General features: G+C 35.9%; 18 protein-coding genes. 15 read left to right on the top strand and 3 right to left on the bottom strand.

Annotated elements, in window-relative coordinates; all coding sequences use genetic code 11:
* The first annotated feature begins 9 nt into the window (after positions 1–9).
* From BN1226_RS05895 to BN1226_RS05860, 8 genes are all read left to right on the top strand, one after another.
* Positions 10–792: a TatD family hydrolase gene (locus BN1226_RS05895; RefSeq protein WP_044470388.1), complete on the top strand. Its 783-nt coding sequence runs from the start codon at positions 10–12 to the stop codon at positions 790–792.
* Positions 793–820: 28 nt separating this feature from the next.
* A complete protein-coding gene (locus BN1226_RS05890) occupies positions 821–1,345 on the top strand; it encodes a DUF1523 family protein (protein WP_005759876.1) in 525 nt (174 codons plus the stop codon).
* A 58-nt stretch (positions 1,346–1,403) separates the two neighbouring features.
* A complete protein-coding gene (paeA, locus tag BN1226_RS05885; RefSeq protein WP_044470387.1) occupies positions 1,404–2,714 on the top strand; it encodes a polyamine export protein PaeA in 1,311 nt (436 codons plus the stop codon).
* Between the two features lie 27 nt (positions 2,715–2,741).
* Positions 2,742–6,221 (top strand): DNA polymerase III subunit alpha, encoded by a 3,480-nt coding sequence (gene dnaE, locus BN1226_RS05880; RefSeq protein ID WP_044470386.1) that lies wholly within the window; start codon positions 2,742–2,744, stop codon positions 6,219–6,221.
* Between the two features lie 94 nt (positions 6,222–6,315).
* Positions 6,316–7,245 carry a uridine-preferring nucleoside hydrolase UriH gene (gene uriH, locus BN1226_RS05875; protein ID WP_044470385.1) on the top strand — a complete coding sequence of 310 codons (930 nt, stop codon included), beginning with the start codon at positions 6,316–6,318 and terminating at the stop codon, positions 7,243–7,245.
* Positions 7,246–7,395: 150 nt separating this feature from the next.
* Positions 7,396–8,499 (top strand): carbohydrate kinase, encoded by a 1,104-nt coding sequence (locus tag BN1226_RS05870; protein WP_044470384.1) that lies wholly within the window; start codon positions 7,396–7,398, stop codon positions 8,497–8,499.
* On the top strand, positions 8,492–9,403 hold the full coding sequence (locus BN1226_RS05865; protein WP_044470383.1) for a pseudouridine-5'-phosphate glycosidase: 912 nt from the start codon (positions 8,492–8,494) through the stop codon (positions 9,401–9,403). Before BN1226_RS05870 ends, BN1226_RS05865 begins: the two co-directional genes overlap by 8 nt.
* A 58-nt stretch (positions 9,404–9,461) precedes the next feature.
* Positions 9,462–10,727 carry a NupC/NupG family nucleoside CNT transporter gene (locus tag BN1226_RS05860; protein WP_044470382.1) on the top strand — a complete coding sequence of 422 codons (1,266 nt, stop codon included), beginning with the start codon at positions 9,462–9,464 and terminating at the stop codon, positions 10,725–10,727.
* A 182-nt stretch (positions 10,728–10,909) separates the two neighbouring features.
* Here BN1226_RS05860 and BN1226_RS05855 read toward each other — a convergent pair whose 3' ends face one another.
* On the bottom strand, positions 10,910–12,268 hold the full coding sequence (locus BN1226_RS05855; protein ID WP_044470381.1) for an MFS transporter: 1,359 nt from the start codon (positions 12,266–12,268) through the stop codon (positions 10,910–10,912).
* Positions 12,269–12,550: 282 nt separating this feature from the next.
* Here BN1226_RS05855 and BN1226_RS05850 point away from each other — a divergent pair, with 282 nt between their 5' ends.
* The 3 genes from BN1226_RS05850 to BN1226_RS05840 are packed head-to-tail and all read left to right on the top strand — an operon-like array spanning position 12,551 to position 16,968.
* Positions 12,551–13,780, top strand: coding sequence for an ABC transporter substrate-binding protein (locus BN1226_RS05850; RefSeq protein ID WP_082041911.1), 1,230 nt, complete (start codon positions 12,551–12,553; stop codon positions 13,778–13,780).
* Between the two features lie 16 nt (positions 13,781–13,796).
* Entirely contained in the window at positions 13,797–15,734 is a 1,938-nt protein-coding gene (locus BN1226_RS05845) for an ATP-binding protein (RefSeq protein ID WP_044470380.1), read from the top strand.
* The gene (locus BN1226_RS05840) at positions 15,724–16,968 is read left to right on the top strand and encodes a sigma-54-dependent transcriptional regulator (RefSeq protein WP_044470379.1); all 1,245 of its coding nucleotides are present in this window, start codon (positions 15,724–15,726) and stop codon (positions 16,966–16,968) included. The genes BN1226_RS05845 and BN1226_RS05840 overlap by 11 nt, the downstream gene beginning before the upstream one ends.
* A gap of 78 nt (positions 16,969–17,046) precedes the next feature.
* Here BN1226_RS05840 and BN1226_RS05835 read toward each other — a convergent pair whose 3' ends face one another.
* Positions 17,047–17,613 carry a Dps family protein gene (locus tag BN1226_RS05835; RefSeq protein WP_005759841.1) on the bottom strand — a complete coding sequence of 189 codons (567 nt, stop codon included), beginning with the start codon at positions 17,611–17,613 and terminating at the stop codon, positions 17,047–17,049.
* Positions 17,614–17,949: 336 nt separating this feature from the next.
* Here BN1226_RS05835 and gss point away from each other — a divergent pair, with 336 nt between their 5' ends.
* The 4 genes from gss to BN1226_RS05815 are packed head-to-tail and all read left to right on the top strand — an operon-like array spanning position 17,950 to position 22,024.
* On the top strand, positions 17,950–19,842 hold the full coding sequence (gss, locus tag BN1226_RS05830; RefSeq protein ID WP_044470378.1) for a bifunctional glutathionylspermidine amidase/synthase: 1,893 nt from the start codon (positions 17,950–17,952) through the stop codon (positions 19,840–19,842).
* A 10-nt stretch (positions 19,843–19,852) separates the two neighbouring features.
* Positions 19,853–20,197 carry an ArsC family reductase gene (locus BN1226_RS05825; protein WP_044470377.1) on the top strand — a complete coding sequence of 115 codons (345 nt, stop codon included), beginning with the start codon at positions 19,853–19,855 and terminating at the stop codon, positions 20,195–20,197.
* A gap of 10 nt (positions 20,198–20,207) precedes the next feature.
* Positions 20,208–21,347: a succinyl-diaminopimelate desuccinylase gene (gene dapE, locus BN1226_RS05820; RefSeq protein WP_044470376.1), complete on the top strand. Its 1,140-nt coding sequence runs from the start codon at positions 20,208–20,210 to the stop codon at positions 21,345–21,347.
* Complete coding sequence (locus BN1226_RS05815; RefSeq protein ID WP_044470375.1) at positions 21,344–22,024, top strand: M15 family metallopeptidase; 681 nt, start codon at positions 21,344–21,346, stop codon at positions 22,022–22,024. The genes dapE and BN1226_RS05815 overlap by 4 nt, the downstream gene beginning before the upstream one ends.
* 73 nt (positions 22,025–22,097) lie before the next feature.
* Here the strand turns inward: BN1226_RS05815 and BN1226_RS05810 are convergent, their stop codons facing one another.
* Positions 22,098–24,497 (bottom strand): TonB-dependent hemoglobin/transferrin/lactoferrin family receptor, encoded by a 2,400-nt coding sequence (locus BN1226_RS05810; protein ID WP_082041910.1) that lies wholly within the window; start codon positions 24,495–24,497, stop codon positions 22,098–22,100.
* Between the last annotated feature and the right edge of the window lie 5 nt (positions 24,498–24,502).

Below are 24,502 nucleotides of genomic sequence, written 5' to 3'. Positions count from 1 at the left end.
GAAAGTAAAATGTTTATTGTTGATAGTCACTGTCATTTAGATTCACTAGATTATGAGAAATTACATACTAATGTGGATGATGTGATTGAAAAAGCCAAAGCTCGTGGAGTAAAACATTTTTTATCAATTGGTGTCACCTTAGGTCGTTTTGAGGCGATGCGTGATTTAGTAGCGCATCGTGATGATGTGTCTTTATCCTGTGGTTTGCATCCACTTGATTTAGGTGATGAGCGCTTTGATAGACAACGTTTAGAACAATATGCCACAGATAAACGGGTAATTGCAATTGGCGAAATTGGATTAGATTATTATTACGATCAACAGCGTAAAGCAGAACAGTTAGATGTTTTTGCTCAACAAATTGATGTTGCTAATCAGGTGAATAAACCAGTAATTATTCATACACGAGATGCTCGTGGAGATACCATTCGTGTATTACGTGAAAATCATGCTGAAAAGTGTGGTGGAGTAATTCATTGTTTTACGGAAAATATGGATTTTGCAAAACAAGCATTGGATTTAGGATTTTATATTTCTTGTTCTGGCATTGTGACTTTTAAAAATGCAGAAGAAATTCGTGAAGTAATTCGCTATGTACCTGTCGATCGCCTATTGGTAGAGACTGATTCACCTTATTTAGCACCAGTGCCTTATCGAGGTAAACAAAATCAACCTGCGTATACCCGAGAAGTTTGCGAATATGTGGCAGCATTAAAAGGGTTTTCTAGCGAACAGTTTGCTTTAATCACAACACAAAATTTTGAGCGTTTGTTTAAGGTTAACGTGTTATAATCAATAACATTTTTAAAAGGGTAATGTTATGCGTAAACTAATTAAATATTTTCTACTGATAGTAGTGTTCCTCTTCCATGTTGTGTTATTTGCTGGAATTCATTATATATTTCCTCATTATGAAACCACCAAAATTACTGGTGTAGAAGTAAAACGTGTAGATAAAGATGGCCCTATCACTAAAGCGAATCCAGCTGACGGCCCAACTCGAGATGTTTATTACATTTATACTCAAGAGCCAGGTAAAGATAAGCCAATGGTATATCGTAATGAAGATACTCGTTGGGGATTTCCATTTTATTTCAAATTTGGTTCAGCGGATTTACAAGCAAAAGCATCTACTTTTGCTCAAGATCAGCGGTTAGTAGAAATAAAATATTATGGTTGGAGAATTGTAATGTTTGATGAGTTCCGTAATGCTATTTCAATGAAAGAGGTGACAGAAGATACGGGCTCGCATCCAATTCTGAGCTATATTTTTTATTTCCTTGGTTTAATTACCTTATTCTTCTCCATCCAACTGATCCGTGGTTGGTTTGATAGTGAAGTTTAGTAAGTGAGGGCGCCATCTGGCGTCCTACTTTTCATATCACATAGTAAAAGATGATTTTATGAGTTTATTTGAAGCAATATTAATTTTACTGCTGTTAATTTTAATCAGTGCAGTGATTTCTTCTTCCGAAATTTCCTTAGCGGGCGCAAGAAGATTAAAGCTACAATCATTAGCGAATGAAGGAGATGTGCGAGCAGAGAATGTGCTGAAATTACAGGAACATCCTGGTCGCTTCATTACCGTGGTGCAAATTGGTTTGAATATGGTGGCTATTTTTGGCGGGATGTTAGGTGAAAGCGCAATACGTCCTTATATTCAAGAGATTATCTATCAACATACCAGTGCCGAATGGGTCGAAACCGTAGCCTCTTGGCTATCATTTGCTGTAGTCACGATGGCTTTTATTCTTTTTGCTGATTTAATGCCTAAACGTGTTGCGATAACTTATCCAGAAACCGTTGCTTTACGCACAGTTGGCATTATGTCTTTTTTCATTATGGTGTTTAAACCATTAGTATTACTGTTTGATTCTATTGCCAATGTCATATTTAGGCTATTTCATATTTCTACAGTACGCCATGAAAGTATGACTTCTGAAGATATTGTTGCAGTTGTTGATGCAGGAGCGGAGGCCGGAGTGTTAAAGGCTCAAGAGCATTATTTAATTGAAAATATTTTTGATATGCAAGAGCGAACAGTGACCTCAAGTATGACTACTCGTGAAAATATTGTATTTTTAGACCGCACTTTTGATCGACAAAAAGTCATTGATACCTTAACTATAGATTCACATTCTAAAGTGCTCATTTGTGATAAAGGTTTAGATCATATTCTCGGTTATGTAGAATCCCATACTTTATTAACCCTTTATTTGCGTGAACCACAAGTTTCATTGACGGATCAACGTATTTTACGAAAACCGTTATTTATTCCAGATACGTTATCGCTTTATGAAGTTTTAGAGTTATTTAAGTCATCTGGCGAGGATTTTGCGGTTATTGTCAATGAATATGCACTTGTTGTTGGTATTTGTACGTTAAACGATGTAATGAGTATAGTGATGGGCGAATTAGTCTCTAGTGAGGAAGAACAAATTGTACGTCGTGATGAAGATTCATGGTTAATTGATGGTGCAACCCCACTTGAAGATGTAAGACGTGCTCTTGATATTGAGAGTTTTCCTGATTGGGAAAATTACGAAACGATTAGTGGCTTTATGATGTATATGTTACGTAAGATTCCAAAGAAAACGGATTTTGTGCTTTATGACAAATATAAATTTGAGATTATTGATACTGAAAATTTCAAAATTGATCAGCTACTCGTATCCATTCGTAAAGATTTAAATAACGAAAACGTATCATTATAATTAAAAAGTAAGAACATAAGGATAGTTATGCCAGAACCTCGATTTGTCCATTTACGTGTACATAGTGACTTCTCCATGATTGATGGAATTGCTAAAGTAAAACCATTGGTTAAAACCTGTGTACAAGAAAATATGGTGGCGATGGCGTTAACCGATTTCACAAATTTTTGTGGGTTGGTTAAATTTTATGGTTCCTCTTTGGAATCTGGGATTAAACCCATTATGGGCGCGGATGTCTTAGTTAAAAGTCAATTAATGGGAGATGAGCGCTTTGAATTAACACTTTTAGCCAAAAATAATGAAGGCTATAAAAACATTACCTTATTATTATCGAAAGCGTATCAACGAGGTTATGAAGATTTACCTTATATTGACCAAGACTGGTTGATCGAACATCGTGATGGTGTGATTATTTTATCAGGCGGTCGTAATGGTGATGTAGGTAAAAAACTGCTTAAAAATAATGCTACAGATGATGTTGAAAGTGCGGTCGCTTTTTACCAAAAATATTTCCCTGATCATTATTATTTAGCATTAACTCGTACAGGACATGCCGAAGAAGAAACTTATGTACAAGCTGCTATTAAATTAGCCCAAAAACATCAACTTCCAGTGGTAGCTACTAATGATGTTGTCTTTCTTAAAGCTGATGATTTCGAAGCGCATGAAATTCGAGTAGCAATTCATGACGGTTATACTTTAGATGATCCAAAGCGTCCAAAACTTTATACGGAGCAACAATATTTCCGTTCAGAACAGGAAATGTGTGATTTATTTGCAGATATTCCTTCAGCACTTGAAAATACAGTATTAATTGCCCAACGCTGCAATGTGACTATACGTCTGGGAGAGTATTTCTTACCCCAATTCCCAACGGGCGAATTGAGTACGGAAGATTATCTGATTAAGCGAGCTCGTGATGGTTTAGAGGAACGTTTAGCCGTACTTTTCCCTGATGAACAAGAACGCCAACAAAAACGGGAAATTTACGATCAGCGTTTAGAGACCGAATTAGGCGTGATCAACCAAATGGGATTCCCAGGTTACTTCTTAATCGTGATGGAATTTATCCAATGGTCTAAAGATAATAATATTCCAGTGGGCCCAGGACGAGGTTCTGGTGCTGGATCATTAGTGGCTTATTCATTACGTATTACCGACTTAGATCCACTAGAATTTGATTTGCTTTTTGAGCGTTTTCTCAATCCAGAACGGGTTTCTATGCCTGACTTTGACGTTGATTTCTGTATGGATAACCGTGATAAAGTTATTGAGCATGTTGCAGATATGTATGGTCGTGGTGCGGTATCACAAATTATTACTTTTGGTACCATGGCTGCCAAAGCGGTAATTCGAGATGTAGGACGTGTACTCGGACATCCTTATGGATTTGTCGATCGTATTTCAAAATTGATTCCTTCAGATCCTGGGATGACCTTAGCAAAAGCCTTTGATGCAGAGCCTCAGTTACAAACTATTTATGATAGTGATGAAGAAGTTAAAGCCTTAATTGATATGGCTCGTAAACTGGAAGGGGTGACTCGTAATGCAGGGAAACACGCAGGTGGAGTGGTTATTTCACCAACCTTGATTACCGACTTTGCACCACTGTATTGTGATAGTGAAGGTAAACATCCTGTTACACACTTTGATAAAAGTGATGTGGAATATGCAGGTTTAGTAAAATTTGACTTTTTAGGTTTACGAACACTCACTATTATAAAATGGGCATTAGATATGATTAATGCACGTATGGAGCGAGAAGGTAAACCGTTGGTAGATATTAGTCATATTCCATTGGATGATCCTGCTTCCTTTGCCTTACTCTTAAAATCAGAAACTACCGCTGTATTCCAGTTGGAATCGCGTGGGATGAAGGATTTAATCAAACGCCTACAACCAGACTGTTTCGAAGATATTATTGCGTTAGTAGCATTATTCCGACCAGGTCCACTAGAATCGGGTATGGTACAAAACTTTATTGATCGTAAACATGGACGTGAAGAAGTTGCATACCCAGATGCACAATACCAACATGAATGTTTAAAGCCAATTCTTGAACCAACCTATGGCGTTATTGTTTATCAAGAACAGGTCATGCAAATTGCTCAAGAACTTGCAGGTTATACCCTGGGTGGAGCGGACTTATTGCGTCGTGCGATGGGTAAGAAAAAACCAGAGGAAATGGCAAAACAACGTTCTGTCTTTGAGAAAGGAGCGATTGATAAAGGTATTGATGGCGAACTTGCCATGAAAATCTTCGACTTAGTAGAAAAATTTGCAGGCTATGGTTTTAATAAATCACACTCAGCGGCTTATGCTTTAGTATCTTATCAAACCCTATGGTTAAAGACCCATTTCCCAGCGGAATTTATGGCCGCAGTAATGACCTCTGAAATGGACAATACAGATAAAATTGTCGGTTTATATGATGAATGTTTAAGAATGGGGTTAAAAGTAACGCCACCAGATATTAATACGGGTAAACATCATTTTAGTGTGAATGATCATGGTGAGATCGTGTATGGTATCGGTGCGATCAAAGGCGTTGGTGAAGGCCCAATTGAAGCATTGGTTGCTGCTCGTGAGCAAGGCGGAATTTTTAAAGATTTATTTGATTTATGTGCTCGTGTTGATTTAAAGAAAATTAATCGTCGTACTTTTGAAAGTTTAATTATGTCGGGGGCTTTTGATAAATTAGGTCCTCATCGTGCAGCCTTATCGAAAAATTTAGAAGATGCTCTAAAAGCCTCAGATCAACATGCAAAAGATCGGGCTGCTGGGCAAGCTGATATGTTTGGTGTTTTGACACAAAGTCCTGAAGATGTCGAAATTGCATATGCTAATACACCTCGCTGGTCAGAAAAGCAACTTCTTGATGGAGAACGGGAAACTTTAGGATTATATTTAAGCAGCCATCCTATTAGTCGTTATTTAAAAGAACTTTCTCATTATAGTCAAAATCGCTTAAAGGACTTAGTACCAAATATTAGAGGCCAAGTAAGTACCGCAAGTGGTTTAGTCGTAGCTTCTCGATTTGCTATGACGAAGAAAGGGAATCGTTTAGGTATTGCAACTTTAGATGACCGCTCTGGGCGTTTAGACATTACCTTATTTGCAGAAGCCTTAGAACGTTTTGGTGAAAAACTTGAAAAAGATACAGTGGTAGTGGTTTCAGGGCAGGTTAGCTACGATGACTTCACCCAAGGCTTACGCATGTCCGTTCGTGATTTAATGACTTTAGATGAGGCTCGTAGCCGTTATGCAAAAAGTCTTGCTATTAGCTTGAGTCAACCGCAAATTACCCCACAGTTTCTCAAGCAATTTAAAGCTGTGATTGAACCATATTCGGGCGGAACGATGCCGATTAATGTCTATTACCAAAGCCCTGAAGGTAGAGCTTTACTTAAATTAGGTGTGCAATGGTATATTAAGCCAACCGATGATTTGCTCGGTGAATTGGTTAATATGTTAGGTGAAAGTGCAGTTGAATTAGAATTTGAATAAATAAAAGTGCGGTATAAATTTTTAAAATTTTAACCGCACTTTTTATTTGTGAGTAAACCTAAATTATTTAACGCATGTTTATAAGGAGATGAATATGATCCAGAAGATTATTTTAGATTGTGATCCTGGGCATGATGATGCAATTGCCATGATGTTAGCTTGGGGAAATCCAAATATTGATTTACTTGCTGTGACGACCGTAGTCGGGAATCAAACGCTAGAAAAAGTTTCACGCAATGCATTGGCTGTGGCAGAGATGGCAAATATCCATGGTATTCCATTTGCTAAAGGTTGCCCACGTCCTTTAGTTCGTGAAATCGAAAATGCACCAACTATACATGGTGATTCTGGTATGGATGGCCCACTATTGCCAGAGCCCACTATGCAATTTGAAGACATACATGCGGTGAATTTAATTATTGATTTAATTATGTCTCATCCTGAAAAAACAATAACTTTAGTGCCAACAGGAGGCTTAACTAATATTGCTATGGCCGCACGTTTAGAGCCTAGAATTATCGAACGAGTAAAAGAAGTTGTATTGATGGGGGGAGGCTATCATACGGGCAACTGGAGTGCGGTCGCTGAATTTAATATTAAAATTGATCCAGAAGCAGCACATATCGTATTTAATGCGGGTTGGAAAGTAACCATGGTAGGATTAGATCTAACTCATCAAGCACTTGCTACACCTGATGTGATAGCTCGCTTTTCCTCATTGCAAAGTAAGCCAGGACAGTTTGTTGTTGAGCTATTAGCTTTTTTTGGCAAAATGTATAAACAAGCTCAAGGCTTTGATGCTCCACCTGTGCATGATGCTTGTGCAGTAGCTTATGTCATCGATCCAACACTCATAGAAGTACAACAAGTCCCTGTCAATATTGAACTGACAGGAACGCATACATTAGGAATGACGGTCGCAGATTTCCGTTATCCGCTCAAGCCTTGTCATACCTGGGTTGCAAAGAAACTTGATAAAGAGCGTTTCTGGGATTTAGTTATTGAGTCAGTAAAGAATCTATAAGTTTTGTATATTAATAAAGGCTGTTGAGATAGCCTTTATTTTTTCTGTGATCCTTCTCACAGATTAAAAAATAATCTATTGCAATCCTTATGATATTACCTAGAATCCAAACATAAGTTTGACTCATAAACTTATGTTTGGAGGTCGATAATGACTGATAATGAAAGTATTATTTTTGAACTTATTCGCCAAAATCCATTTATTTCTCAACAAGAGCTCGCAGATAAAGTGGGCCTTTCTCGTTCTGCTGTTGCCAATATCATTTCTAGTCTAGTAAAAAAAGAATATCTGCTGGGTAAAGCCTATATATTTAATGAGCGTAATTCTATTGTATGCATTGGTGCTGCAAATTTAGACAAAAAAATCAAAACAGATCATGAATTACAAGGGTATACCTCGAATCCTATTACTTCAAAAGTGTCTATTGGTGGGGTTGTACGAAATATTGCGGAAAATTTAGGTCGTTTGGAACAAGAAGTCGTACTTATTTCAACTGTAGGTAATGATCCCGAATGGCTACGCATTAAAGCACTTTCATCACCTTTTATGAATACCGAATCGGTGATTATATTGGAAGGTCAATCTACAGGTTGTTATACCGCACTATTGGATATTGATGGAGAAATGTATTTGGGTTTAGCTGATATGTCGATTTATCAACATTTTAAACCTGAATTACTTATTAAACAGCAACAATATTTACGTAATGCTAAATGCTTGGTAGTGGATTTAAATTGTCCTAAAGAAACCATAGAATTTCTCTGCGCTTATGCCCAAAAGCAGCAAATAAAATTAGCCATTATTGCAGTTTCAGAACCGAAGATGATCCACTTGCCTAAGCAACTTACTGGCGTAGATTGCTTTTTTATTAATAAAGGAGAACTCGGTGCTTTAGTCGGACGTATCATCGATACTGAAGAAAAGTTACGTGAAGCTATTTATGAAGTATTAGGCTATGGTGTTAAACAAATTATTCTTACAGCAGGTTCTAAGGGAGTGCTTTGTGCTACACGAGAGCATTATCAGTGGTATGCCGTTAAACAATTAGAGCCTTCCAAAATTGTTGATGTAACAGGCGCTGGAGATTCTTTCAGTGCTGCATTTATTGATGCTTGGTTGCAGGGACACAATGAACAACAATGTATATTAGCTGGTATGACTAATGCTTATTATACCATTCAGTCAGAATTTACCGTTCGACCAAATTTAACCAAAGTACAATTACAAACTGAAATGGAGAATTTTTATGAATAAATACTTGGTGCTTTCTCAAGAAGTTAAAGATGGTATGGAAAAAGGATTACCTATCGTCGCTTTAGAATCTACGATCATTTCTCATGGAATGCCTTATCCTCAAAATGTAAAAATGGCACGTGAGGTGGAACAAATTATTCGTGATAATGGCGCAGTACCAGCAACCATAGCGATTATTGACGGAAAAATCAAAATAGGTTTATCTAATGATGAATTAGAGATGTTTGCCAATAGTAAAGGTATCGCAAAGGTTTCTCGTCGTGATTTAGCAGATATTATTGCTTCAAAACGTTTAGGTGCAACCACAGTTGCTACCACCATGATTGCAGCAGCACTAGCTGGCATTAAATTTTTTGTAACAGGTGGCTTAGGTGGTGTTCACCGTGGTTGGGAGCATAATTTAGATATTTCTGCTGATTTAGATGAGTTTGCACAAACTAATGTTGCCGTTATCTGTGCTGGAGCAAAATCCATTTTAGATCTTCCAGCTACTCTAGAGTATTTAGAAACTAAAGGAGTACCAGTAATTGGCTATAAAACTCAAAATTTACCTGCTTTTTTCTGTCGTGATAGTGGATTACCTTTACCTATGTCTTCCGATAAATTAGAACATATTGCAAATATGATTAAAACAAAATGGGAACTAGGGCTTAAAGGCGGTATTGTTATTGCCAACCCTATTCCTGAAGAACACGCTCTTGCACCAGAATATATTGACGGCATTATTGCTAGTGCGGTGAAAGAAGCTGAAGAAAAAGGGGTTATTGGAAAAAATATTACACCATTCTTATTAGGTAAGATTGTAGAGATGACAGGAGGTAAAAGCTTAGAAGCTAATATTCAGCTTGTTAAGCATAATGCTAAAATAGGGGCGCAGCTCGCCGTTGGTTATTTTAATCAATAAAATTATAAATTTGCCGTTTAGTTTTTACTTGACGGCATTTTTTTAACAGGAGGATTCTATGGATATCTTAAACAGTTTGTTTGGTATTTTTATTTTACTGTTTATTGCCTTTTTATTATCAAATAACAAAAGAGCCATCAATTATCGTACAGTGCTGGGAGCCCTTGCTATTCAAATGGGAATTGGTGCTTTAATTTTATATGTACCAGCTGGACGTAATGTGTTGATGGCGGTATCTGATGGTGTAGCTAAGATTATCAGTTTCGGTGCAGAAGGGATGAATTTCCTATTCGGTGGTTTAGTGAGTGAAAAGATGTTTGAAGTGTTTGGTGGTGGTGGCTTTGTATTTGCTTTCCGAGTATTGCCTCCAATCATTTTCTTTGCTGCATTAATTTCAGTGCTTTATTATTTAGGTATTATGCAATTCATTATCAAAATTATAGGTGGTGGATTGCAAAAGGTACTTGGTACATCAAAAGCAGAATCAACATCTGCAGCAGCTAATATTTTTGTTGGTCAAACAGAAGCGCCATTATTAGTGAAGCCTTTTATTCAGCAAATGACACAATCAGAGCTGTTTGCTGTGATGGTCGGTGGATTAGCATCAATTGCAGGCGCATCACTTGCAGGCTATGCAGGAATGGGAATTCCATTGCCTTATTTAATTGCTGCTTCATTTATGGCTGCACCAGGCGGATTGTTGTTTGCAAAATTATTGTTCCCACAAACAGAAAAACCTAATGACGATATTACGCTTGTTGATACAGAGGGGAAACCTGCTAATGTGATTGAAGCCGCCGCTTCTGGAGCTGCATCTGGTGCTCAATTAGCGATTAATATTGGAGCTATGCTGATTGCCTTTATTGCATTGATTGCAATGCTAAATTGGATTATATCTGCATTAGCCGGACTAGTTGGTCAAGATGGCGTAACGATGCAATCCTTACTTGGCTATGCATTCAAACCATTAGCTTGGGCTATAGGTGTTCCATGGGAAGAGGCCCAGGTTTCAGGTGCATTAATTGGTGAAAAATTGATTTTGAATGAGTTTGTCGCTTATGTGGATTTTATTAAATATCTAAGCCCTGAAGCAGCTGTTCAATTGAGTCCAAAAACGGTTGCAATTATTACATTTGGACTATGTGGTTTTGCAAATTTAGGATCAATTGCAATTTTAGTTGGTGGATTAGGTAGTATGGCGCCAAATCGTCGTAGTGACATTGCTCGTATGGGGATTCGTGCTGTAATTGCTGGTTCTCTCTCTAATTTGATGAGTGGTGCTATTGCAGGCTTATTTATTGGTATTGGTGGGTCAGTAATGTAGTCTGAATATACTGATTTTTCAATGAATTCACTATATTAGCAACATTATTTATAAATATAGATTTGATGAAAAGAAAAGTTGTTTAGTGGAAGATGAGTTGATTATATATTGTAATAAAAATCTGCATCCTAATTGGTAGTATATTCTACCTTAGGTGCAGATTTTTTATTAGTTTTTAACTATTATTTATTTGCTGTTGATTGTGCTAATTTCTTCTTCTCTAAACGTAATACGCCTAAGTGAGTCATATAGCAACAGAAGATACAACCGCATACCGCAAATAATAGAAGATAGAAACCTGCATCCCAACCAAAACGTTCAGCAAGAATACCAAATAGTGCAGTACCAGAGAAACTACCAAGAATATAACTTAATAAACCACGTAGACCTGTTGCAGAACCTGCTGCAAATGATGGTACTAATTCAATAGTTTGTAATGAAGATAGGAACATTGGTACATAGATTAAGCAACCGATAATTCCTGCGCCAATGGTTACTGTCAATAAATCTTGACCGCCCCAATAAGCAAACATTGCACAACCTACGCCGACTAATGTGATAATTGCAAGTGGCATACGACGACCTTTAAAATAAGTATCTGTTAACCAACCAGCAAGTAAAGTAGAAGGAATTGCTGCCCATTCGAAAATTGCGAATGCTGTCGCCATTTGACCTTTAGAGAAACCTTTGGTTTCTAATAAATAAAGTGGTAACCAAGTTAATACACCGAAACGAATCATATAAGTGAAAACATCAATGAAAGATACAAACCAAACATTAATATCTTTTACGATATAATCACGGAAGATCTCCCATGTGGTTAAATTTACATTTTCGTCTTTAGTAACCACTAATTCTTCTTGTTCTGTACCTAAAATTTTGCTGGTTGGAGGTAAACCTTCATTATAAGTACGACCCTTACCAAAAATATAGACAATAATTGCAATGATGGTGGCTAATACCATAGGTACAGTAAAATGAGCTGCTTGCCAATTTTCTGAGCCAAGCCATGCAATACTTGCGCCTGCAATAGGAGCAACTAAACCGCCACCAACGTTGTGAGAAATATTAAACATAGCAGTAGTGACACCACGAGATTTACGAGGGAACCAACTTGCTAGAACAACATAAGCTGGTCCTGCTCCCATACCTTGGAAAATACCATTAAGTACGCAGAGGAATAAAAATGCCCAGAAAGATGCACTAAAGCCCATCATAAGATTGACGATAGCAGACATCATTAATCCAAAAATCATAAAATGTTTCGGATTAGATTTATCTGCAAATGCGGACATAAAACCTTTACTCAAGCCATAAATAACAAGCATTGTACCAGAGATAAAACCAATATCTTTTTTAGTGAAACCAAATTCACTAATAAGTTCTGGTGAGGAAAGTAAGAAGTTGTTACGTAAAATATAATATGCAGCATAACCGATAAAAATACCAAAAAGCGCATGCCATCTTAAACGATTATAACGCTCTTGGAGTTCTGCTTCGGGAACTGGTTTCCCAGGTTTAGAGGCTAAAAATGAAATCATAATGTGATACCTATAAGAATAAAAAATAATAAATTTTTCTTTCTACTTAAAGAAATTCGCGAGTATGTTAATATGTCTAAAATAAAAGGCAATATGTTGATTTTTAAGTTAAAAAAGCCCCATTTTGATTTTTCAAGTGTCAATTTTGACTCAAAATAAAGTGAGTTAAGTTTGCTAAAATGATATGATTCAAATTTGAGATAAAATTAGCCTTTTCAATTCTAAATAAATAAAAAAAAATTTTAAAAAATGTGATCTAAATCACAAGAATGGACAAACAAAATGAAAAAAATCCTAGGTGTTATAAGTATTCTGTTAGGGGTATTATGTCATCATGCTGTGAAAGCAGAAGAATTAGTTATTGCGACCTCTTTTTCACCAGAAACGATGGATTATATTAGTAAACAGTGGGAGACTAAACATCCAGAACAACCGATTCGCTTAATCAACCGAACAGTGAGTTCTTTAGAACGTTTATTGACACAATCCAATATTGAGAATGTTGATCTGATTTTGAGTTCATCACCATTTTTATTTAATCAATTACAACAAAAACATTATTTAGCTTTATTACCAGAACATTTATTACAGAATTTGATTGGCGTACCTTCAAATTTAAAGCAAACCACAACAGCCATCGCTTTTTCTGGTTATGGGATTTTTTATAATAAGAAATTATTGGAAGCTCGTCATTTATCTATACCTACTGACTGGGATAGCTTACTTGATTCTAGTTATGCCAATGGAATACTTATTAGTTCTCCATCTCGTTCTGGCACAAATCATATTATGTTAGAAATGCTTTTACAGCAACGAGGCTGGAAACAGGGGTGGGATGCTCTTTTAACATTGTCGAGTAATTTATCTTTAATTTCTTCTCGTAGCTTTAATGTAGTGGATAAAGTTAAAATGGGGCTGGCTGTGGCAGGCATTAGTATTGATACTTATGCACTTAATCAGATGACAAATTCAGATTTAGGGTTTGTTTATTTTCCATTATCAATAGCTTCACCGACGTTTATTTCAATACATCGAAACAGTGAACACCCAAAGGAAGCAGAAGCCTTTATTCAATTTTTGTTATCCGATCAAGGTCAGCAAATTGTTGCAACACATAATTTTGCTAAATACCCATTGATTGCTTTAAACCGACAAGATTCTTTATATGTAGAACAACAGAAGTTATTTGCGCAGCCCTTGTTAGATTATGATTTATTATTGTTACGTGATTCTCTAGTCGAAAAACTATTTGATGTTGCGATTACTTTCCGTTTATCTCAATTAAAAGAGGTTTGGTCTGTATTGTATGCGAAAGAAAAAAAATTAGGTAAAAAATTGACCGCACTTCGTGATGAACTCACTTCTATTCCAATTAGTGATGCACAAGCTAAAGACAAACAGTTTTTGGAACAATTAAAAAACGATCGAAATTTTGCTCTTGCTCAGGAAAAAAAATGGGCTGAATATTTTCAGGGGCAAATAGATAAGGTTCTTATTTCACTTGAAGAATAGTTAAGGAATTTATATTGTGAAAAAAAACAGCATTAGCCGAATTTTGAAGAATGCATTCTCAATTAGCCTTTTCTTTACTTTAGTTATTGGACTAGTAAGTTTGTTTTCATGGTATCAACAACATAAACAAGTTAACTATATTTTGGAAGATTACTTCCCCAAAACTAATTTAGCATTAAAGTTAGAAGACAATGTGAACACTCTACTGAGTGAACTTGAGCGTTTTTCTGAATTAAAAAATAATGTGATTCGCCAATCTATGTTTAAACAATTAAACAAACAGTTAGAAGAAATTGAACAAGATGTAGTAATTTTGTCTACAACAGATGATAAAGAAACTATTTTAAAAAATATTGAGGCACTTAAAGCACTGATTATACAAATTAATCAGAATATTTCAGATAACTTACTTATTGAACAAAAAAAACAAGAGCTGATAACTAAAATTCAGTGGTTGCATGATGATTTTAATAATGAAATTGTGGCACTTGGACAAGAGCTTAATTGGCAACAAATTAATTTGGCAAGTCAACCTTATGTGATACATCAGGAACGCCATATTGCCTCCAATTTGTCTAGTGAATTACAGGCTATTTCACAACTTAAAAATATAGAAGAACAAATTAAAAATGAAATTACTCAATTTTTATATTCTTTAGATGAAAAAACAATTTCTATTCAATATCAAAATTTATTAGAGCTAGTTTCCAATATTTATCATAGTGAGCCTATTAAAGTGACAAATGCCAGTTTGACAACATTGCAACAAATGATTGATATGTTGGTTCAAACAACAACACCCACAGAAGAAGTGGGGCGCTTAGTAAGCAATATTACACATTATCAACGTTCTCAAATTGATGTGAGTTTCCAACAATCACAGATTTTACAATCGATACGTCAGATTATTGATAACATTTTGATACAGACAAAAGAAAAGGTCAGTGCACTTAATCAAGATATGCAATTTCAGACTGAGATAAGCGGTACGATTATTGGTATAGCTTTATTGGTTTCGTTAATTTTTATTTGGTTATTTAATTACTTTTACTTACAGCAACATTTAACAAAACGTTTTGAAGATTTAATTGAATCAGTAAAATTATTAAATCAAGGCAAAGAAGATCTTCTTATTAAAGTATCTGGCAATGATGAAATTTCAGAAATTAATCATTTATTAAAGCATCACACTGAAATTGTGAAAGAACGTCATGCGATTGCTTCAGATTTAAGAGATACACAAAATGAGTTGATTCAAACGGCTAAATTGGCAGTTGTTGGTCAGACGATGACCAGTTTAGCTCATGAAATTAATCAACCACTAAATGCAATCTCTATCTATTTATTTAGTTTGAAAAAGATTCTCAAGGCACAAAATTTGCCTCAAGCAGAATTATATACAGAAAAAATTAGTAAACTTGCGGAGCGTATTGCTCATATTATTAAAGGGCTACGTCAATTTACTAAACGACATGGACAAACAGATTTACTGCAACCTATTCAATTAAATGATGTTATTCAAGAAGCTTGGGATTTACTTGAACTAAGACATCAACCTGTTCAAGCAAAATTATTGGTGGAAGGAGTGGCATCGGTAAATGGCAGTAAGGTTTTATTAGAGCAAGTTTTTGTCAATTTATTTACGAATGCTTTGGAGGCTTGTAAAGTTCAGCCTAAAATTTATATTCGTATATTGATAAATGATGATAAAACCCATGTGTATCTAGAAGATAATGGCACAGGTTGGCAATTAGACAATGCGGATAAATTATTACAGCCTTTTTATAGTAATAAAGAAGTTGGATTAGGATTGGGGTTAACAATTTGTCAACGCATTATGAATCAATTTAATGGACAACTTTATATTGCCTCAAATATGCAAAAAAGTGCGGTGGTTATTTTAGAATTTCCGAGTCTAACTATGAATATCGTAGAGAATAAAGATGAATCATAAAAAAATAGTGTTATTAATTGATGATGATCAAGATGTTTTACAAGCCTATCAGTCCTTATTGGAAGGCGAAGGATATCAAACAATCGGTGTCAATAATCCCCTTGAGGCATTTCAGTATATTAGTGAAGATTGGCAAGGTGTTGTAGTAAGTGATATTTATATGCCACAAATGTCTGGTTGGACATTATTGGAGAAAATTCATCATCAAGATAAACATCTGCCTGTGATTCTAATTACTGGCCATGGGGACGTGCCTATGGCAATTGAAGCGATGCAAAAAGGGGCATTTTATTTTATTGAGAAACCCGTTAATCCAGAGCATATTTTGCAACAAGTTGAACGAGCACTCATTCAACGAGAAAAGCAACTTTCCGTCAAATTATGGCAACAAGCAGAACTTGAAACGCATTTTATTGGGCAAAGTAATTGGATTAAAAATCAAAGAAAACGTTTACAACAGTTAGCAGAAACGAATTTACCTATTTTTATTTTTGGTGAAATTGGCACGGGAAGAAGTTTAGCCGCAAATTATTTATATGAACTAGCAAAATCACGCTTTGAAAAGAAATATTTTTTAGAATTATTTGAAGAAACCAGTGGAGAAAAATTGCAAGCAGAGCTTAGCCATTTACAAAGTGCGGTGATTATTTTAAAAAATATTGAGTATTTAATGCCCCCAGCTCAAAAATTGTTGGCACAGTTTATTCAACATAATAAACAGGTTAGAGTCATTGCAATTAGCCAATATTCGCCTCAAAAGTTATTGACTGACTATCACTTATTAGCAGAATTATTTTATGCTTTTTCATTGACCCAGTTAGAATGTATTCCACTTGCTCACCGACCTGCTGATATTGAGCCATTATTCCGTCATTATTTAGATATTACTTGTAAAAAATTAAATAAGAAAAAGCCTGCCGTAACAGAAAGTGTTATTAAGCAGTTATTATCACAACAGTGGTGTGGTAATGTCAGTCAATTGATTCATACCGCAGAGCTTTATGCGGTTGGTGTACTTGTACAAAATGATAATTTACATTTTATTCAAGAGCATCAAGGCGAGCTGTCATTGGATGCATTGATTGAAGAATATGAGAAAACGGTGATTGAAGATGCATTAGATCGTTTTCAAGGACGAATTAATGAGGTGGCTGAATATCTGCAAATACCACGTAAAAAACTTTATTTACGTATGAAAAAGCATCAGTTAAGTAAAGAAGATTATAAAGATTAAACATTATTAGGAAAAATAAATTTAATCTGACAGCTTTATATAATAGCTATAAGCTGTCAGACTAAAATCAAGGCAAGATTAAATGTTGCCGTGGCCGTTATCTAAATGTGCGCGAATAAACCACTGTAGTTTTTCTAATGAGCGTGTTTGAGAAACGAGTAAGTCTTCGCTCATTGCATCAAATTCACCGAAATGTTCTAACACTACACGATGAGATTCAATATTGTAGGTATAGAATTTATCAATTATACGTAAATGATCTTGTGCAGATGCACGGCCTAATGGATACTCTGGAGTTTGGCGATTTGCTACTAAATTACCAGATAAGCCATTAGGTGCCACACCTAATGCAGCCATACGTTCTGCGATTTCATCTACAAAACCACGTACTTCATCCACTTGCTCATCTAACATTTCATGTACTGCAATGAATTGAGGACCAGTGACATTCCAGTGCGCATGTTTCAAAATTAATTGAAGTTCATTTAATCCTTGTAAACGGGCTTGTAAGGCTTCTGCAATAGAACGACCCGTCTTAATTTCTAGCCCTGGTACAGTGTGGGTAGCATTTTTATTAACATCTGCTGTTAATGAATGTGTTTCTGTTAATGTTAAAACTGGGTAAGAGATAGTTTTTTTATTCATAGTCTGTTCTCCTATTTTAGTAGAGTATTTGTTCTTAATCATAAATTGGATAGTTCGAAACATCCTTTGTTTTGATGTGGTTATTATGAATGGCTAGTCTTAATTATGCTAATCGTTAGTATTGATAGTTATAATAGAAAATAATTATTAATGATAGATTTTGCAAATTAAATCACGCATTATTGATTGATAATCATTATTAAAATGAGTTTTTTATAGAGAAAAAGTGCGGTCATTTTCGATAAAATTTTTGTTTTGGCGATTTTTGTTTTTACCCTGATTTAGGTCTATACTAACTAATAATTTTATTTATTTTGCTTAACTCGGAAAACTACAATGTCAGAAATCTCGCCTAATATTCCCACCCATGATGCTTTTGGCAGTTTACTCGGTTACGCCCCTGGTGGAGTAGCAATTTATTCTTCCGATTATGAAACCGTCGATAAGAAAGAATTTCCTGATGATACCGCATTTCGCAGTTATTTAGATCGTGAATATATGGGTTATAAATGGCAATGTGTCGAGTTTGCCCGTCGTTATTTATATTTAAATCATGGTTTAGTATTCACCGATGTTGGCATGGCTTATGAAATCTTTTCGTTACGTTTTTTACGCCAAGTATTAGATGATGCTCTAGTGCCATTACAAGCTTATGCGAATGGTTGTAAAAAAGCGCCTGAACCTGGTGCATTGTTGATTTGGCAAGAAGGTGGGGAATTCCAAGAAACGGGACACGTAGCTATTATTACGGAAGTTTTTGCAGATAAAATTCGTATTGCTGAGCAGAATGTGATCCATTATCGTTTGCCAAGTGGTCAACAATGGACTCGTGAATTAAAAATGACCAAAGGTTCAGAAGGTTATATGTTACATGATACCTTTGATGATACTGAAATTTTAGGTTGGATGATTCAAACTGAAGATCCATCTTATAGTTTACCTCAACCGATGGTCGAGCCTGAGAAACTTGAGATTAATACAGAGCATATTGAAAATAAAGGTCAATTTGATGGTAAATGGTTGAATGAACAAGATACTTTTGAAAGTCTTTATGTAACGGCAATGAAAGGTCATCAGGTGAATTTGAGTGATCAATATCGTTATTTTACTATTTCAGAGAGTGCTCATCATGAATTGATTCGTGCTACTAACGAATTACATTTGATGTATTTGCATGCGACGGATAAAGTTTTAAAAGATGACAATTTATTGCAATACTTCAATATTCCTAAATTGTTATGGCCTCGTTTACGTTTGTCTTGGGAAAATCGTCGCTATCAGACAATTTCGGGGCGGCTTGATTTCTGTATGGATGAGCGAGGCTTGAAAGTTTATGAATATAATGCAGATTCAGCATCTTGTCATGCAGAAGCAGGAGCAATTTTAGGTCGTTGGGCAGCTATTGCTGGTTTACAGGATAAAGGATTAGATCCAGGTGCACATTTACGTGATGCTTTAGCCGATTGTTGGAAACATCGAGGTAATCCTCCTTTGATACATATTATGCAGGATAATGATAGTGAAGAGGATTATCATGCAATGTTTATGCAATCTGCACTTAAACAAGCGGGTTATCATACTAAAATTATTCATGGCACTGAAGGGTTACATTGGGATAAACGTGGGCGTTTATTAGATGATGAAGATAATCAAATGTTAAGCGTGTGGAAAACCTGGGCATGGGAAACCATGCTAGAACAATTGCGTGAAGGTACAACGGGAAGAGAAGTTGCACCACCAATTCGAACAGGCTACCCTGAAGATAAAGTCCGTTTGATTGATGTGTTATTACGTCCAGAAGTGTTAGTTTATGAGCCATTATGGACAGCTATTCCAAGCAATAAAGCTATTTTACCTGTGTTATGGTCATTATTTCCAAATCATCGTTATTTACTGGAAGCCAGCTTTGAATTGACACAAGATCTTATTAATAGAGGATATGCGAAGAAACCAATTGCAGGTCGTCGTGGAGATAATGTAACCTTAGTCGCTGATAGCAAAATGGCACTGGATACCACCAATGGACGTTTTGATAAGCAAGAGAATATTTATCAAGAATTATGGTGTTTACCTAAAGTAGAAGATCAATATATGCAAGTTTGTACATTCACTGTTGGTGGGCATTATGGTGGCAGTTGTTTACGTTCAGACCCAACTCGAATTATTGTTGGCGAGAGTGATATGCAGCCATTGCGTGTGTTAAGTGATAAAGATTTTTTGAACAAATAGGGTAAATAAAATGATTGTAGTTTATGGTATTAAAAATTGTGATACAGTAAAAAAAGCCTTGAAATGGCTTACAGAACACCAGATTGAATACAAATTACATGATTATCGTATAGATGGTTTAGATGAGTATTTTCTTAATCAAGCAGAACAGCAATTTGGTTGGCAATCATTAGTTAATAAACGCAGTACCACTTGGCGTAATTTGGCGGATGAGGTAAAAGAAAATTTATCAAAATCGACCGCACTTTCAGTATTAACAAAGCAGCCAACATTGATTAAACGACCAATTATTTTACAAGATAATATCGCATTAATTGGCTTTGATATTCATGCATATGAACAGGCATTTAAATAAATTTAAAAATATGAAACACAAGATCATTGAATTAGCACAAAATTTAATTCGTCGCCCATCCATTAGCCCTGATGATCAAGGTTGTCAAATGATGATCGCAGAGCGTTTACAAAAGCTAGGTTTTACTATTGAATGGATGCCTTTTAATAACACCATTAATTTATGGGCAAAGCACGGCAGTTCAGCCCCTTTAATTGCCTTTGCAGGACATACTGATGTCGTGCCTACAGGGGATGAGTCACAGTGGGCTTATCCGCCCTTTTCCGCAGAAATTGTAGAGGATATGCTCTATGGTCGTGGTGCTGCGGATATGAAAGGCTCGCTTGCTGCAATGATTGTGGCTGCCGAGGAATATGTTAAAGCTCATCCTAATCATCAAGGTACGATTGCCTTATTAATTACCTCTGACGAAGAAGCCGAAGCTAAAGATGGCACGGTCAGGGTAGTAGAAACCTTAATGGCTCGTGGTGAAAATATTGATTATTGTTTAGTTGGAGAACCCTCAAGTTCACAACAGCTTGGCGATATTGTTAAAAATGGTCGTCGAGGTTCCATTACTGGTAATCTTTACATTGAAGGTATTCAAGGGCATGTAGCATATCCACATTTAGCCGAAAATCCAGTTCATAAAGCCTTAGGTTTTCTTACCGATTTAACCACTTACGAATGGGATAAAGGTAATGATTTTTTCCCAGCAACCAGCTTACAAATCGCTAATATTAAGGCTGGAACGGGGAGTAACAATGTGATTCCAGGTGAGCTTTATGTACAATTTAATTTACGTTATTGCACAGAAGTGACAGACCAATTAATCAAAGCTAAAGTCACTGAAATGTTACAAAATCATGGTTTAAAATACCGAATTGAATGGAATTTATCAGGTAAGCCATTCCTGACTAAACCAGGAAAATTAGTCAATGCAGTAGTGGAGAGCCTTGAACAGTTTGCTCAAATTAAACCTAAATTAGATACGGGTGGTGGCACTTCTGATGGACGATTTATTGCTTTAATGGGAGCAGAGGTGGTGGAATTAGGTCCATTAAATGCCACTATTCATAAGGTAAATGAATGCGTCAATGTGAATGATCTCGCTACTCTAGGACAAGTTTATCGCCAAATGTTGATTAATTTATTGGATAGTGCCTCATGAAATTTACTGCTGAAATGTTAACTGGTAAATCTCGCTCTCATTTGCAGAATTTGCCTTGCCCATTTTCTAATCATCATTTTCTGCAAAAGGACACCTTGAAAGCCTTTCAAGAATTACAAAAAAGTGCGGTGAAAAATGGCTTTAATTTGCAGCCAGCCAGTAGTTTCCGTGATTTTCAACGTCAGCAACTAATTTGGAATGGAAAATTTAAGGGAGAACGTAAAGTTCATGATGTAAAAGGCAATACTTTAGATCTCACTGTGATGTCAGATTGGCAGAAAATTGAAGCCATTTTACGTTTTTCCGCTTTGCCAGGTGGAAGCCGTCATCACTGGGGAACTGAAATTGATGTATTTGATCCTGATTTACTACCACAAAATCAACAACTCCAACTTGAACCTTGGGAATATGATAAAGGTGGCTATTTTGCAGACTTTAGTTTGTGGTTACAAGCAAATCTAGTTCAGTTTGATTTCGCTTTACCTTTCATCAATATGCCAAATGATAAAGAAATCGGGCGTGAGCCTTGGCATATTAGTTATTTACCTGTGGCAACTAAATTACAGAGCCAATTTACTCCAGAGATTTTAATGGACTCTTGGCAAAATGAAGATATTGCAGGAAAAGACGTTTTACTTGAACATTTAGCTGATATCTTTAAACGCTTTTGCGTATAAAAATCTGCCTAATTAATAAAAAAGTGCGGTTAAATTTTTGAAAATTTTAACCGCACTTTTGTGTTATCGAAAATTAGAATCGGTATTCAAAACTGATATTATAGTTGCGACCTGGTTCATAATAACGTTGTAAGCCAGGGTAGCCACCATATCTTGAATTTTCTTCCATTCCTACAGCATTAACTACGCCACCATTGATATTTAAGCCACGCAAGGTATCCCAAGTGTGATATTTACGGTCAAAGATATTATACACGCCAGCACGTAATGTAATGTTCTCAGTTGGTTTATAAAAGCCAAATAGATCCGCAATAAAGGCTTTTGAATTAAGATGTGGCCAAGTTTTTATACCTGTTTCATAAGCGTATTTTGTACAACTAATTTCATATTCTGGACCATATCCCCAATCGTAATAAGGATTGCGAACTTTTTCTTGTTTTATACATCTTTCAGGTAAAGTGTCCATATATTTGGCATCTTTGGCTTTTTTCGCGCCTAAGAATGTTAAACGAGAGAAGACGCCCCATTTGCCTTCAGGCTGTTCATAGTCTAAACCAATCACCGCTTTAATAGGTTGAACAGAAAGTAAATCAGCACCATTTGACATTTTTCCTTTGCTGTAACCTAAAGCACCGAATAATTTCCAACCTTCAGGAACAGGCATCGCAGAATTTAAGTTCCATTTCCCAGTAACTTCTAAACCATAAATTTTGGCTGAGTCAATATTTTGCATCTGTTGCACTGGACGCATTCTGGAATAAAATTCACCCCAAGTTTCTTGTTCCCATAAGAAATCTTTATATTTAGTATGATGCAAGTTAATTGAGAGTTGTCCAACATTGCCATGACCTTGCAAACTTAAATTCTGCGTTAAGCTACGTTCAGCTTTTAAGTTTGGATTTGACATCCAAGCCCCTGCAGCATTGTTACGATAATCAAAATACATTTCAGAGGCATTTGGAATACGGAAGCCTGTGCCGATGTTATAGCCTACTTTCCATGCATCAGTGATTTGTTTTTCTAAACCCGCAGTCCAAGTTGTTTGATTAAACTTCGCATTATCGCTTTTAACGCAATTGCGGCATTCTAAGCCATTTAAATCTTGCTGTTCATATTTCGCCCAGTCATAACGAACCCCAAGAGTAGCTTTCCAATCATGAGTTAAATCAATGGAATCATGTAATGAGAAATAATGCTGTTTACTTTTAATTGGATGCATCATCGTGGAATCAGGCTGAATACGCCAAGTACCATATAAATAGAATGAATCTTTATGCAATACATCAAATTTTCTTTCTGCGGTTGAGGCTTTAAATGAAAGTTGATGTGTTAAATTTCCTAATGTTAGAGTTTGGCTGTCTAAACGGAAATTTAAACGTTTTAGCTTGGTATTGAAAATACGAATATTGTTATCACTTGGTGTTCTTTCTACCGCTGGACTATATTCCGTTTCAGGCGCTGCACGTTTTCCTTCATAGTTATAGGCGGAAGTTTCTGTTTTTTGGTAATCAAAATCAACTTTCGCTAAAGCAATCCATTTAGAGGCAGGGAAATATTCATAAAATACATTGAAGGTATCGCGTTTTGCTCTATCTTCTGCTTCTCGCCAATATGAGCTGAGATATACCGCAGAATCTTCAATAATATAGTTTTTATTATGTTGACCACTATAAGCCACGCCAATACGATGATTATCATTAAAACGATAGGAAAGTTTTGCTAAATAACTATGATTTTTATGTGTGGAATCATCAGGTGTTTGTTTGCTACTGCCGATATATCGAGTTTGTAAATCATCCTCAGGTACAGTATAACCACCAGCACTTTCCATTTCGTGACCATGACGATGGGAATAAAGCAAGACCGCTTCTAATTGTTCACCTAAATAGCCCAAGCCAAAAGTATTGACCCATTCATTATTGCGAGTGGCATAACCTGTACGATATAAAGCACCAAATTTATTGCCATTACGTACAATATCATAAGCTTCAAGAGTTCGATAATTTACACCACCGCCTAAATTACCACTACCTTGGTTAAACGAATCAGCCCCTTTTGAAACTTCTATTGTTCTTGCCAATTCAGGATCGATAGATTGACGAGAAGTATTCAAATTACCGTAACGTTTATAGAGAGAATTCTCTTCAGAATCGGGCAATGCTACCCCATCGATACTAATGCCAACACGATTATCTTCTACACCACGAATCGCAAAACCTTTTTGATGTCGACCTTGGTTAATAACGCCAACATCAGGGCTATAACGAACTAAATCACGATTATTTTGAATTAATTCTTGTTGTATAACTTTTTGCGTTTTTTGTTCAGTAGAGGCTTTAACTTCTTCTTGAGTGGTGACATCAATTTGAGAAAGTGTTTCTGTATTTTCTTGTGCATAAATGTTTGAACTAAATGCACAAGTAATACTTAATGCTAATAATGAAAGTCGAAAGTGTAAGTGTGATTGACTCATACAAA

Origin of the sequence: Mannheimia massilioguelmaensis (assembly GCF_000940515.1) — a bacterium.
GTDB classification, from domain to species: Bacteria; Pseudomonadota; Gammaproteobacteria; order Enterobacterales; family Pasteurellaceae; genus Basfia; species Basfia bettyae.
Note: the sequence above shows the minus strand (reverse complement) of the source record. Positions and strands in the feature narration are given on the sequence as shown.